This is a genomic window from Pseudomonas sp. KH_046_2 (assembly GCF_057838985.1).
Window position 1 is genome coordinate 4,671,587 of record NZ_CM174480.1, and the last position, 13,403, is coordinate 4,684,989.

General features: G+C 61.1%; 12 protein-coding genes. 4 read left to right on the forward strand and 8 right to left on the reverse strand.

The window, feature by feature from the left end; genetic code table 11:
* Positions 1 to 16: 16 nt before the first annotated feature.
* From lpxK to AC3IX1_RS21140, 4 genes are all read right to left on the reverse strand, one after another.
* Positions 17 to 1,027: a tetraacyldisaccharide 4'-kinase gene (lpxK, locus tag AC3IX1_RS21125; protein WP_489385687.1), complete on the reverse strand. Its 1,011-nt coding sequence runs from the start codon at positions 1,025 to 1,027 to the stop codon at positions 17 to 19.
* Positions 1,027 to 1,455 carry an ExbD/TolR family protein gene (locus AC3IX1_RS21130; RefSeq protein WP_489385688.1) on the reverse strand — a complete coding sequence of 143 codons (429 nt, stop codon included), beginning with the start codon at positions 1,453 to 1,455 and terminating at the stop codon, positions 1,027 to 1,029. The genes lpxK and AC3IX1_RS21130 overlap by 1 nt, the downstream gene beginning before the upstream one ends.
* Positions 1,452 to 2,087 (reverse strand): MotA/TolQ/ExbB proton channel family protein, encoded by a 636-nt coding sequence (locus AC3IX1_RS21135; protein ID WP_489385689.1) that lies wholly within the window; start codon positions 2,085 to 2,087, stop codon positions 1,452 to 1,454. The genes AC3IX1_RS21130 and AC3IX1_RS21135 overlap by 4 nt, the downstream gene beginning before the upstream one ends.
* 98 nt (positions 2,088 to 2,185) lie before the next feature.
* Positions 2,186 to 4,420 carry a DNA internalization-related competence protein ComEC/Rec2 gene (locus tag AC3IX1_RS21140; RefSeq protein WP_489385690.1) on the reverse strand — a complete coding sequence of 745 codons (2,235 nt, stop codon included), beginning with the start codon at positions 4,418 to 4,420 and terminating at the stop codon, positions 2,186 to 2,188.
* Between the two features lie 135 nt (positions 4,421 to 4,555).
* On the opposite strand from AC3IX1_RS21140, the gene AC3IX1_RS21145 reads away from it, so the two are divergent.
* Complete coding sequence (locus tag AC3IX1_RS21145; RefSeq protein WP_489385691.1) at positions 4,556 to 5,071, forward strand: DUF2062 domain-containing protein; 516 nt, start codon at positions 4,556 to 4,558, stop codon at positions 5,069 to 5,071.
* Positions 5,072 to 5,243: 172 nt separating this feature from the next.
* Here AC3IX1_RS21145 and AC3IX1_RS21150 read toward each other — a convergent pair whose 3' ends face one another.
* From AC3IX1_RS21150 to AC3IX1_RS21165, 4 genes are all read right to left on the reverse strand, one after another.
* Positions 5,244 to 6,023, reverse strand: coding sequence for an ABC transporter permease (locus tag AC3IX1_RS21150; RefSeq protein ID WP_008054107.1), 780 nt, complete (start codon positions 6,021 to 6,023; stop codon positions 5,244 to 5,246).
* Complete coding sequence (locus AC3IX1_RS21155; protein WP_108215331.1) at positions 6,020 to 6,952, reverse strand: ABC transporter ATP-binding protein; 933 nt, start codon at positions 6,950 to 6,952, stop codon at positions 6,020 to 6,022. The genes AC3IX1_RS21150 and AC3IX1_RS21155 overlap by 4 nt, the downstream gene beginning before the upstream one ends.
* A 132-nt stretch (positions 6,953 to 7,084) precedes the next feature.
* Entirely contained in the window at positions 7,085 to 7,708 is a 624-nt protein-coding gene (locus tag AC3IX1_RS21160) for a glutathione S-transferase family protein (RefSeq protein ID WP_489385692.1), read from the reverse strand.
* Positions 7,709 to 7,751: 43 nt separating this feature from the next.
* Positions 7,752 to 8,411: a transglutaminase-like domain-containing protein gene (locus AC3IX1_RS21165; protein WP_489385693.1), complete on the reverse strand. Its 660-nt coding sequence runs from the start codon at positions 8,409 to 8,411 to the stop codon at positions 7,752 to 7,754.
* Between the two features lie 204 nt (positions 8,412 to 8,615).
* Between AC3IX1_RS21165 and AC3IX1_RS21170 the strand changes: the two genes are divergently transcribed.
* The 3 genes from AC3IX1_RS21170 (at position 8,616) to AC3IX1_RS21180 (ending at position 13,386) form a co-directional block, all read left to right on the forward strand.
* Entirely contained in the window at positions 8,616 to 11,063 is a 2,448-nt protein-coding gene (locus tag AC3IX1_RS21170; RefSeq protein ID WP_489385694.1) for an acyl-CoA dehydrogenase, read from the forward strand.
* A 74-nt stretch (positions 11,064 to 11,137) separates the two neighbouring features.
* Entirely contained in the window at positions 11,138 to 11,545 is a 408-nt protein-coding gene (locus AC3IX1_RS21175; RefSeq protein ID WP_007991629.1) for a PA2817 family protein, read from the forward strand.
* A 617-nt stretch (positions 11,546 to 12,162) separates the two neighbouring features.
* Positions 12,163 to 13,386, forward strand: coding sequence for a type II and III secretion system protein family protein (locus AC3IX1_RS21180; protein ID WP_489385695.1), 1,224 nt, complete (start codon positions 12,163 to 12,165; stop codon positions 13,384 to 13,386).
* Positions 13,387 to 13,403: the final 17 nt, after the last annotated feature.

Sequence of the window (13,403 nt, forward strand, 5' to 3'; positions counted from 1 at the left end):
CCTGGAAAAAACGGAGTTAAGGCAACAAACGAGCCGGCAGCAGGCGCATCAGCTGTGTGTCGAACCAGGCCACGAAGGCCGGCGACGGCACGGCATCGACCGCCAGGTACCACCAGTCGGCGGCGGCAAAGGCACGGCATTTCACCGCGTCTTTTTCCGTCATCACCAACGGCAATGACGGCGTGAAATTCAACGCCTCCACGCTGTATTCGGCGTGGTCGGCAAACGCATGTGGAACCGGCTGCCAGTGTAGCGTTTCGAGGGTCTTGAAGAAACGTTGCGGATTGCCGATGCCGGCCACCGCGTGCACAGACTGGCCTGCGCCGAAGTGGTCGAGGGGATGCCGTTCGCCGCTGCGCAGGTTGACCAGCGCGGTGGGTTGCAATTGAAAGGCAAACCCATCGTTGCGGTCAGCCGCGGCACCATTGTAGAGCACCGCGTCGACGCTTTGCAGGCGCTCGACCGGCTCACGCAATGGCCCGGCAGGCAGGCAACGGCGATTGCCCAGGCCACGGGCGGCGTCGATCAGCACCAGTTCCAGGTCACGGGCCAGGCGGTAGTGCTGCATGCCGTCGTCGGACAGGATCAGGTCCAGCGGCTCGCTGGCCAGCAAGGCTTTGACGGCGTTGCTGCGATTGGGGTCGATCATCAGCGGCACGCCCGTGCGCTGGACGATCAGCAACGGCTCGTCACCGGCGACGTCGGCGCCCTGCTCGGCCTCGACCCGCCACGGCAACTGCGGCGGCTTGGCGCCGTAGCCGCGGCTGACCACGCCGACTCGCAGGCCGCTGCGCTGGCAGTGGTCGATCATCCACAGAATCAGCGGCGTCTTGCCGGTGCCACCCACGGTGATGTTGCCGACCACGATCAGCGGCACCGGCGGCTGATAGATCTCGCCCTCACCCGCCAGAAAGCGCTTGCGCTTGTTCATGATCACGCGCCGGTACAGCCATTCCAATGGCTGCAACAGCTTCAGGGCCGGATGACCTGCGTACCACGCGGCGAGCAATCGATCGGACATGGCCATCAGGGCGCCGGGGGCGCCGCCTCGATGGTGGTCATGCGCAAATGACTGAAGCCGAGTTTGCCGGCCGCATCCATGGCAGTCACAACGGACTGATGCGCAGTCTTGCCATCAGCGCTGATGGACAGCGGTCGGCTGGTGTCGCCGTTGGCTTCTTTTTGCAGCGCGTCCATCAGCGAGGCCAGGTCGCTTTTCGGCAGGATCTGATTGTTCACCGAGAACACGCCGTCGGCGCTGATGGCGATGTCCAGCGGCTTGCTCGGATCGTCGGCGGGCGTGCCGCTGACCGCTTCCGGCAGATCGACGCGTAGCTGAGTCTCACGGGTAAAGGTGGTGGTCACCACGAAAAACAGCAGCAGGACAAACACCACGTCGATCAGCGACACGAGGTTGATGTCCACGTTCTCCCGTTGCTTGCGGCGGAATTTCACGCTTTACCCTCAGCCAGATCAACGTCACGGTCGCCCTGCACCACTTCAACCAGCTTGATGGCTTCCTGCTCCATGCCCACGACGAGCTCATCAATGCGCCGTTGCAGAAACCGGTGGAAGAACACCGCCGGGATACCGACGATCAGGCCCGAAGCCGTGGTAATCAAGGCTTTGGAAATACCGCCGGCCAGCACTGCGGCGTTGGTCATCATGCCCGTGCCCATGAACGAACTGAAGATATCGATCATGCCCAACACGGTACCCAGCAGACCCAGCAACGGCGCCATGGCGGCGATGGTGCCCAGCGCGTTGATATAGCGCTCCAGCTCGTGGATCACCCGGGCAGCGGCCTCTTCGATGCACTCTTTCATGATCTCGCGACCATGCCTGGAGTTGGCCAGGCCGGCCGCCAGGATCTCGCCCAACGGGGAGTTGGCGCGCAGTTCCTTGAGTTTTTCCTTATTGAGCTGTTTGTCCTTGATCCAGACCCAGACCTGCCCGAGCAAATGCTCCGGGGTCACGCGGCTGGCCCGCAGGGTCCACAGACGCTCGGCAACGATCGCCATGGCCGCGATGGAACTCAAAATGATCGGCAGCATCATCCAGCCGCCGGATTTGACCAATTCCCACACAGTGACAGCCCCCTCGAAAAAGTGCGCCACTCTAACATAGGGGGTTGAAGCACCGAAAACCGTGATGTCGCAACCGGTCGGGCTTTGATAATGCTCGGTTATGGGTTCAAGGGCGGCGGATCGCGCCAGAAACGCCGTTCCTGGCGCATTGACCACGGCGGCTCGAAGCGTCCCAGTTGCAGACGAATGGCACCCTGTTCGACGCTGTCGTAGATCGCCATTCCACGTTTTTGATAACGCGCGATGACCGTGGGATGCGGATGGCCAAACGAATTGCCCTGCCCGCGGGAGATCAGCGCACCTTTGGGTTGCAGGACATCCAGCAGGGCCATGGACGACGAACTGCGACTGCCGTGGTGTGGCGCCTGCAGCCAATCGATGGGCACGGCCAGCGGACTGTCCAGCAGGGCCCTCTCGGCGGCGGCATCGATGTCGCCACTCAACAGCAACCGTTCACCATTGGCCTCGATCAGCAAGACACAGGAATTCTGGTTGCTGTCGCCGGCCAATGGCCAGTGCCAAAGCTGGAAATCGACTTCATCCCAGGTCCATTGCCGACCGCTCTCACACCTCTCGGCCTGCAATTGCGCAGGCAAGTCTGACGGTTCACCACTGACCACCCGTTTCACCGGCAAGCCCCTGGCAATCGCCGGGGCACCGCCGGCATGATCGGCGTGGGCGTGGCTGATCAGCATCAGGTCGAGCCCCTTCACCCCCAGTTTGCGCAATGCCGGCAGCACCACCCGTTCCCCCTGGTCAAGCTCACCGAAACGCGGCCCGGCGTCATACAGCAACGTGTGATGCCGAGTGCGCACCAGGATCGCCAGGCCCTGTCCCACATCCAGTTGCCAGACTTCGGCCATGCCTTCCTGCAACATCGGCCTGGGCGAAAAAACCAGCATCAACAGCATGGGCCACCCTAACGGGCGCATCGGCAAGCCTCGCGGCAGCAATAGCAAAAAGGCGCCAGCGGCACCGATTACCCAGGCCCATAGCGGGACTGCCGCGGGCACCCACGCGGGAATCTGGCCGGAGACGAGCCCCAACGCCCTGAACCACCCGTCGATCAGGCCGCCCGCCAGCCACAGCAATTTCTCCCCCACGTAAGGTACCGGCAGCAACAGCGTCCCGAGCAAGGCCGGTGGCAGGACCACCAGACTGATCCAGGGCACCGCGAACAAATTGGCCAGCGGCCCGCTGAGACTGATCGGCAACCCCAGCGCCAGTAACAACGGACACAGACCGATTGCAATCAGCCACTGGGCACGGGTCCAGGTCTGCCACCAACGCCAAGGCCCCAAACGTCCGCCGAAGGTCAGTATCAAGACTGCCACGGCCGCGAAAGACAGCCAGAAACCAGGCTGAAGACTCGCCAGCGGCTCCAGCAGCAAAATGCCGCTGAGTGCCAACAACAGTGGCCACCATGCACCGAGATGACGGAACCGCAGACGCCACAACAACACCATTGCGATCATCAGGCAGGCCCGCCGCACCGGCACCTCGAAACCGGCCAGCATCCCGTAACCGAGCGCAGCGGCGAATGCCAGGCCACACGCCCAGGGCAACCATGGCAGACGGTTCGGCCATAACCCGAAGCGGGCCAGGCCGGCGATCAGCAGATACACGACGCCCGCCAGCAACCCGATGTGCTGCCCGGAAATCACCAACAGATGCACCGTGCCGGTGTCCTGCAATACCTGCCAGTCTTCGCGACTCAGCTCGGTGCCGTCCCCGAGCACCAATGCCGTCAGCGCGCCGCTTCGCCCTTGGGCATCCACCGCCAGCAAACGCTGACGGATGGCATCGCGCCAGGCCCATTGGGCTGGCGCAAGGCGTTCGCCTTGCTTGATTGTCCCGGTCGCGCCGATGCGTTGTGCCAGCAACCAGGCCTGGTAGTCGAAGGCCTGCGGATTGAGCAGTCCGACCGGGCGCTTCAACTTGACTGCCAGGCGCCAGCGCTCGCCACTGTTCACCGGCGGCCCGCCATACCAGGCCAGACGCATTTGCCGCGGCAGCCGGGTACGTCGGGACTGGATGTCGGTCAATTCGAATCGCACGACACCGTCGTCATGCCGGGGCAAGCCCGTGACCAGCCCTTCGACCCAGCGGGTTTCTCCGTCCAGCGCCGGCGGTAACCGGTCATCCAGCGCCCACTGCGCATTCGCGCAGGCCCAACTCAAGCCGAACAGGTAAAACGCCACCGGATACGTCCTGAACGGCAGCAACATCAAACCCGCCACCGGCATCGCCAGCCACAACCAGACCGGCGGTAATGCCGGTAAAAAACGCAAGGTCAGCAGACCCAACGCCAGCGCCACCATCCCTGTGCGCATAAGCCTGTCCTTGAAAGTCCCCTCCAAGGCTTAGCCCACCCGTCGCGTGGGCGTCGTTATCAATTGTCACAAAGTCTGTATGGGCAGTTCATGGAATCCAGACATACTTGCCGCCTGGACCGACCGAGAAGCCTTATGCCCCGGCGCTTATTCAAACGTTACATGCCAGACCCGATGAGCATCAGGGAACACAAATCCCTACGCTTTCTCGGCACGCTGTTGCATGACCCGAACCTGTGGCACCTCAACCGCCACTCCGTTGCCCGCGCCATGGCGGTGGGCCTGTTCGCCGCGTTCCTGCCGATCCCGCTGCAGATGCTGCTGGCGGCAATCCTCGCCATCATCGTGCGCGGCAACATGCCGATTGCCGTGAGCCTGGTCTGGCTGACCAACCCGATCACCATGCCAGCGGTGTTCTTCTGCACCTACCAGACCGGCGCCTGGCTGATGGACGTTCCCGCCCGGCAGTTGCCGGACTCACTGACCTGGGAATGGATCAGGGGCGAAATCTCGACCTTGTGGCAACCGTTTCTGCTGGGTTCGGTGGTGACGGGGCTGGCACTCGGTGCGCTGGCCTACTTCCTGGTGATGATGTATTGGCGCTGGTGGGTGGCCAGGCAGTGGAAGCGGCGCAAGAGAAGCCGGATGTAAGAATGCAGAACGGCCTCCACTTGGGAGGCCGTTTTTTTTTGTGGTGTCTGGGCTGACGCCATCGCGAGCAAGCTCGCTCCCACAGGGTCTCTGGTGTGAGTGGGATTTATGCCACCCCAAAAAGATCCTTGTGGGAGCGAGCTTGCTCGCGATGCAAACGACTCGGTCGTCCTCAGGTACGCATCCCGCGTCCACTCACCAGCAACCGCGCACTACCGAGATACAGCACCACGGTCGCGACCAGCATGAAGGCGATGGCCACGCTGATGCGGATATCCGACACCCCGAGGATGCCGTAGCGGAACGCGTTGACCATGTGCAGCACCGGGTTGGCCAGGGACACGGTCTGCCAGAACGGCGGCAGCAAGGTGATCGAGTAGAAGACCCCGCCCAGGTAGGTCAGTGGCGTCAGCACGAAAGTCGGAATGATCGAAATGTCATCGAAGTTGCGCGCAAACACCGCGTTGATGAAGCCCAGCAGCGAGAAGATCGTCGCGGTCAGCACCACCACCAGAATGGTCACGCCCAGGTGATGCACCTGCAAGTGGGTGAAGAACAGCGACAGCAGGGTCACGATGATCCCCACCATCAACCCGCGCAGCACACCGCCCAGGGTGTAGCCGATCAGAATGGTGTGCGGCGACAGCGGCGACACCATCAGTTCTTCAATGGACCGCTGGAACTTGCTGCCAAAGAAACTCGACACAACGTTGCCGTAGGAGTTGGTGATCACCGACATCATGATCAGCCCCGGCACGATGTACTCCATGTAAGTGAAGCCACCCATGTCGCCGATCTGCCGACCGATCAGATTACCGAAGATCACGAAGTACAAAACCATGGTGATCGCGGGTGGCAGCAGGGTCTGCGGCCAGATCCGGGTGAAACGCCGGACTTCACGGTAAACGATGGTGTTGAGGGCAACGAGGTTGGGGCGCAGCTCGGAACTCATACCGCCACCTTCGACAGATTTTTCTCCACCAGGGACACGAACAGCTCCTCGAGGCGATTGGTTTTGTTGCGCAGGCTCAGCACTTCGATGTTCTGCTGCGCCAACTGGGTGAACAGCGCGGTGATGCCCATGGACTTGTCCACCTGGACTTCCAGGGTGTGGCTGTCGATCAACCGGGACGGGTAGCCGAGCAACTGCGGCGCCACTTGCAACGTGTTCTTCATATCCAGCAGGAACGTTTCCACATGCAATTGGCTGAGCAACTGCTTCATGCTGGTGTTCTCGACGATGGTGCCGTGGTCGATGATGCCGATGTTGCGGCACAACTGCTCAGCCTCTTCCAGGTAGTGGGTGGTGAGGATGATGGTGATGCCTTTCTGGTTCAGCTCGGTGAGGAAGCTCCACATCGAGCGACGCAATTCGATGTCCACCCCGGCGGTCGGTTCGTCGAGAATCAGCAGGCGCGGTTCATGAACCAGCGCGCGGGCGATCATCAGGCGACGCTTCATGCCGCCGGACAACGAGCGTGACGGCACGTCCTTCTTGTCCCACAGGCCGAGCTGGGTCAGGTACTGTTCGGCGCGTTCCTTGGCGATTTTCGCCGGGATGCCGTAGTAGCCGGCCTGGGTCACGACGATGTCGAAGGTCTTTTCGAACTGGTTGAAGTTGAATTCCTGAGGCACCACGCCGATGCAGCGCTTGAGCTGCGCGGGATTTTTGTCCAGGTCGTGACCGAAGATATTGACCGTGCCGCTGGTCTTGTTCACCAGGGTCGAGAGAATGCCGATGGTCGTGGATTTGCCCGCGCCGTTGGGGCCGAGCAAGGCGAAAAAGTCACCTTCGGCGACATCCAGATCGATACCACTCAGGGCCTGGAAACCGTTGCCGTAGGTTTTGGTTAGCTGCCGGATGGACAGAGCGGAACTCATATCTGATTTACGCACCAAGAAGGGAAGAAAGGGATAAGTATGGGCGGCGGCGAACAATACAACCGCAGTGAACTGGCACAATGGTGCTTGTCGCCGCCACACAAGTACAGTCAAGCGTGTCGATAGTGAGTATTAAGTCAACGCGGTCATGACCGCCTTTTGATACGCCGGACGCTGTTTCAACCGCGCGTACCAGGCCTGCAGATGCGGTTGTGGCGCACGCTCGATCGGCATCTCGAACCAGGCATAAATGAAACTGCCCAAGGGAATATCGCCCATGCCGATCTCGTCTCCGGACAGGTACGGCTTGTTCGCCAACGCCTGATCGGCCATCGCCAGCAGCGTGTCGCATTCCTTGATCGCCGCCTTGATGGCGGGCCAGTCCTGCTGGTCTGCCGGGGTACGCAGCACGCCCCAGAACACGGTGCGGAACGGGCCGGCAAAGCTTGAGGTGGTCCAGTCCATCCACTTGTCCGCAGTGGCGCGGGCCTTGGGATTGTTCGGGTACCAGGCCGTGCCGTCGGCATGCAAGGCCATCAGGTAACGCACGATGGCGTTGGATTCCCACAACACAAAACCGTCGTCTTCAATGACAGGCACGCGACCATTGGGATTCATGGCGCGGTATTCGGGCGTATCGACGACACCAAAGGCGCCACCGGCATCGATCGCCTCGTAGGCCAGTCCCAGTTCTTCGGCGGCCCACAATGGCTTTCTGACATTCGACGAGTTTTTCCGACCCCAGATCTTCAGCATGACCGCCTCTTTTTCGCTAAGTGGGCGGGCAGCATACGCCGGATCAGGCGCGACTCAAATCGCTCTGCATATCGCCCAGCAGCGGTTGCTGTTGCTCACCGAACAGGTGCGGATAGCATTTTTCCAGGTGCTCGAAAAAGAACGCTTCAGGTACGTCGGCGAATTGGCCGTGATCGACGAGGTACTCCATCAGCTTCGCGCCATCGCGGTTGAAGGGATGAAAAACGCTGTCGCTGATCCCGTCGAATTCCAGCGGCGCCACATTGAACAGGTCGCAGAGTTTGCGGTTGAACGCTGGCGTCGCCTTGACCCAGCGCTCCTGCAGATAAAACTCGGTGTAGCCGTGCATGGCGAACATGTCGCTCTTGAGCAATTCAAGCAGTCGTGGCGTCGACAGATGATTGCGCACATCCGCCAGGCCGATCCGCGCGGGAATCCCGCAATGCCGCGCCGCACCTGCCAGCAGCGTGGCCTTGGGCACGCAGTAACTCTCCCCGGCCGCCAGCGCATAACTGCCGCGCAGGGTCTGCGGATCGCGACTGAATGTGTACGGGTTGTAGCGCACCGCTTCGCGCACGGCGTAATAGAGACTGATCGCCTGCTCCAGCGGATCGCGACTGGCGCCACGGTGCTTTTCGGCGAACTCCACCACGGACGGATGGTCACTATCGATGAAGCGGCCGGGACTCAGGTACTCGTGCATGAGAATAATCTCCAAGGGAAGCCCCGAGTCTAGCGAGCGCTTGAGCACAGAGATAACGACGTTTCGGCCAAACTTGGGCGCTTTGCCGCTCGCTCGATGAACGCTTTTTCCACGATTCCAATCACATCGCTCCAACCAGCCTGTTTCGCGGATGCCGTCTAAGCTCTGTGGGCTGGTTCGCCCTGGTTTCACGGAGGAATGAATATGCTGCTGTTGTGGATACTGGTTCTGCTGGTCGGGATTGCTTATCTGGCCCACCGCCGCATCGCCCCGTTGCCCGCCCTGGTCATCGTGGCCGTCTATATCGTGGCAATGGGCGCTTTCAGCCGTGCGCCGGGCTGGTTGCTATTGGTTTTCTGGATCCTGATTGCCGCCGTCGCCGCGCCTTTGCTGCTGCCCGACCTGCGCCGCAAATTGTTCAGCGCGCCGATGTTCAACTGGTTCCAGAAAACCCTGCCGCCGATGTCGCAAACCGAACGCGATGCCATCGACGCCGGCACGGTCTGGTGGGACGGCGAACTGTTCAGTGGCCGTCCGGACTGGAGCAAATTGCTGTCCTATCCCAAGGCGCAATTGAACGAAGAGGAACAGGCTTTCATCGACGGGCCGACCGATGAGCTCTGCGCCATGGTCAGTGAATGGCAGCTCGGTCAAACCATGGACCTGCCGCCGCAAGCCTGGACCTTCATCAAGGACAACGGCTTTTTCGCCTTGATCATCCCCAAGGAGTTTGGCGGCAAGGGCTTCTCCGCCTATGCCCACTCGCAAGTGGCGATGAAGCTGGCGAGCCACAGCGGCGACCTCGCCTCCACCGTGATGGTCCCCAACTCCCTTGGCCCGGCCGAACTGTTGCTGCATTACGGCACCGATGAACAACGCAATCATTACCTGCCACGCCTGGCGCGCGGCGACGACATCCCGTGCTTTGCCCTGACCGGTCCCTTGGCCGGCTCCGACGCCGGCGGCATGCCGGACTCCGGGGTGATCTGCAAAGGTGAATGGGAAGGCCAGGAAGTCCTCGGCCTGCGTCTGAACTGGGAAAAGCGCTACATCACCCTCGGCCCGGTGGCCACCCTCCTCGGCCTGGCCTTCAAGGCCTACGACCCGGATCGCCTGCTGGGCGACAAGGAAGACCTGGGGATCAGCCTGGCGCTGATTCCGACCGACATCGCCGGTGTCGAGATCGGTCGCCGGCACCTGCCGTTGGGCGCGGCCTTCATGAATGGCCCGAACTCAGGCAAGGACGTGTTCGTCCCGCTGGAATTCCTCATCGGCGGCCAGGAAATGCTCGGCAAAGGCTGGATGATGCTGATGAATTGCCTGTCGGTCGGACGTTCGATTTCCCTGCCAGCGGTGGGCACCGGCATGGCCAAGTTCACCAGCCTGGTGACGGGCCAGTACGCTCAGGTTCGCGAGCAGTTCAATGTGCCGATTGCTTCGTTCGAAGGCATCCAGGAAGCCATGGCCCGCATTGGCGGCAACACCTGGATGATGGACGCCGCCCGCATGCTGACCGCCAACGCGGTCGATCTGGGCGAGAAACCGTCGGTGCTGTCGGCGATTCTCAAGTACCACCTCACCGAGCGCGGCCGCGACTGCATCAGCGATGCCATGGATGTGCACGGCGGCAAGGCGATCATCATGGGGCCGAACAACTACCTCGGTCGCAAATGGAACGGCGCGCCGATCTTCATCACCGTCGAAGGCGCGAACATTCTCTCGCGCAACCTGATGATCTTCGGCCAGGGCGCGATTCGCTGCCATCCCTTCGTGCTCAAGGAAATGGCCCTCGCCGGCCGTGAAGACAAGGATCAGGCGCTCAGAGAATTCGATGGCCTGCTGCTCAAGCACATCGGTTTTGCCGTGGGCAACGCCGCCAGTACGCTGGTGCTCAATCTCGGTTTCGGGCACCTGGAACACACCCCGGGCGACAAACTCAGCCAGGGTTATTTCCGCGCCCTCAACCGTCAGGCCGCTGCATTCGCCCTGCTCGCCGACCTCAGCATGATGTTGCTGGGCGGCGCACTGAAACGCCGCGAACGCCTGTCCGCACGGCTAGGCGACGTACTGAGCAACCTTTACCTGGCGTCCGCCGCACTCAAGCGCTACAACGACCTCGACTCACCGCAGTACATGACACCACTGCTGACCTGGGCCATGGAAGAAAGCCTGGGCCAGGCGGAACGGGCCATGGATGAACTGCTGAGCAACTTCCCGAACAAAGTTGTGGGCTGCCTGTTGCGAGTGATCGTGTTCCCGTTCGGTCGCCGGCACAAAGGGCCATCGGACAAACTCGGTGCAGAAGTCGCCGCGTTGATTGGCCGCGCCAAGGGCGACCCTGCCCTGGAGGAATTGCTCCTGGGTTGCTACCGCCCGCAAGCGAGCGACGATCCGGTCGGGGCATTGCAACACGCCTGCAATCTGTTGAGCGCCGCACAGCCGTTGCAGAAGAAGCTGCATGTGGCACTCAAGAGTGGCCAGGTCAAACCGGTGGCCGGCGAGTCGGTGATCGATGCCGCCCTCGAGGCGGGTGTATTGCAGCCGGTGGAAGCCCAAACCCTGCGTGAAGCCGAGGCGGCCCGGCGCAAGGTGATCGATGTCGATGACTTTGACCAAAAGGCTTTGGCACTGGCCAAGGGAAAAGTCCGCTGATCCCTTCAAGCATGTAAAAACGGGCGCGGGCGCTTTATACTCCCGCGCCCGTTTTGCTCTTGAGGACTTATCTCGTGTCCAACATCGTTGCCGATCATCTCGTTTTACTCGACCACTTGCGCAGCATCCTGGTCGCCGTAGGTGAGGCCGAGCAGGTTCCCGAAGAAAGCCATGCCTTGTTCCTTGAGCGCTTCGACGAACTGCTGGCGTCACTGCCGATCGATCCGATCGAAAGCCAATACCTGGGCCAGGACATCCTGACTCAAGTCATTTCCCGTTATCCGCAAATCGCCCACCTGATTCCACGGGATCTGCTATGGTATTTCGCCGGTGACTGCCTGCACTACTTGTCCGATGAAGAAATCGACCTGTATCAGGCACTGGAAGAACGCCGCTTCGAAGCCGAACAGAACGACGAGCCTTTCGACTGGAACCAGGAAAAGCAGCTGCTGGCGCTGTCGAACCAGGACAGCAAGCACTGATCTTCAATCAGTGATGCCAAAGGCCCGCATGCTTGAGCATGCGGGCCTTTTTTGTTTATTGCCTTCAGCGCAACCCGCCGGTTTCAGGCAACCGCACTGTGCTGTGACCTTGCCCGCCCCCTCGCCCGCCCGCCTGATTCGAGCCTTTGCACCAATAGTTTTCTCTCTAACTCATGGCACTTTGGTTTGATTGAACTACCTTCAAACTACAAGAAGTCATAACGGCTCGAGTTTCCACGTTAGCTTCAGTGATCAGATAGCGGACTGGCAAAAGGAGTTACCTCACCATGATCCTGGCAGGCGTTTTCCGGCTCTGTACCTGCATTGCCGATGTGTTTCAGGGGAAACCGGGACAGCAGACAGTGCCATCCCCAGGCGCGGGTATCGCTCTGGCGCGCAGTCCAGGTCACCGGATCACTGAAAACCGTTTCAGCAAAGGTCGCTCGCTATCCAGCCAGATCAGCGAATTGCGCCCGCGCGCGCGTAGCACGCAAGGAATATCGCCAAGGCCATGGATGAGTGGTCTGGCGCATTGGGGGGGATAGCCCGATCCCCGTGAAGTGATTCGAGACAACTCAGTCCGCCTAAAGACGGTCTATCCAGTGAGGATGTACTTAATGAGCCTTCGTACCGTGCCCGCTTTCAAGCGAATTTTCCATGGCCTGTTCTGGATGGGCCTCAGCGTGGATGCGGCTCAGGCCGCGCCGGCCAACTGCCCGCAACTGGACAATTGGCCGACAACGTACGAGGTCGGTCAGGGGTTGCAGAATGAACTGCGCAGCCCCGTTCCGGTGACGCAACTGGCGGTGGGTGACCCGAAAATTGCCGACGTGCAACCCAGCGGCAGCAACGCTTTCATACTCACGGGCATTGCGCCGGGAACCACCAGCCTGATGGTCTGGACCGCCTGCTCGAAAACGCCGCGCCAAAGCATGGTATTCGTCAAGGGCAAGGCCACAGCGGCGCTGACCAGCGTGCCGTCGGTACCTTCCGACGACCCGCTGCTGCCGAGCCAGGTACAGACCGATATCCGCTTCGTTGAAGTCAGCCGGACCAAGCTCAAGGAAGCCTCCGCCTCGATTTTCGGCGTCCGGGGCAACTGGCTGTTCGGCTCGCCGAGAACCTTGCCCACCATTGGCGGCATTGTCACGCCGTCGATACCGGTGAGAAACGACCAGTTCAACCTCACGTTTGCTACCGGCAGTACCCTGGTGGCGCTCAACGCGCTGGAAGGCAGTGGTTTCGCCTACACCCTGGCGCGGCCAAGCCTGGTAGCGCTCAGCGGGCAGAGCGCGAGCTTCCTGGCCGGCGGAGAAATTCCGATTCCGGTGCCCAGCTCAGGCAGCGATAATGTGTTCATCGAGTACAAGGAGTTCGGTATCCGCCTGACCCTGACGCCGACCATCGTCGGGAAAAACCGTATCGCGCTGAAGGTGGCGCCGGAAGTCAGTGAACTGGACTTCACCAACGCCGTGAGCATCGCCGGCACGATAGTCCCGGCCCTGACCGTGCGCCGTACCGATACCAGCATCTCCCTGGCCGACGGCGAAAGCTTCGTCATCAGCGGCCTGATCAGCTCCCACAACGATTCCCAGGTGAACAAGTTTCCGGGGCTTGGCGATATCCCGGTTCTGGGCGCGTTTTTCCGCGACAACACCATCAACCGTGAAGAGCGCGAACTGCTGATGATCGTTACCCCGCATCTGGTCCAGCCACTGGCTGCCAATGCACAACTACCGTCATTGCCTGGGGAGCAGCTGCGCAATTACGACCCGAACTTCTACCGCATGTTCTTCCTGGAAAATGGCGACTTCGACAGTCGCAGCGGGCTCTCGCAATGAACCGGAGCCTGAACCAG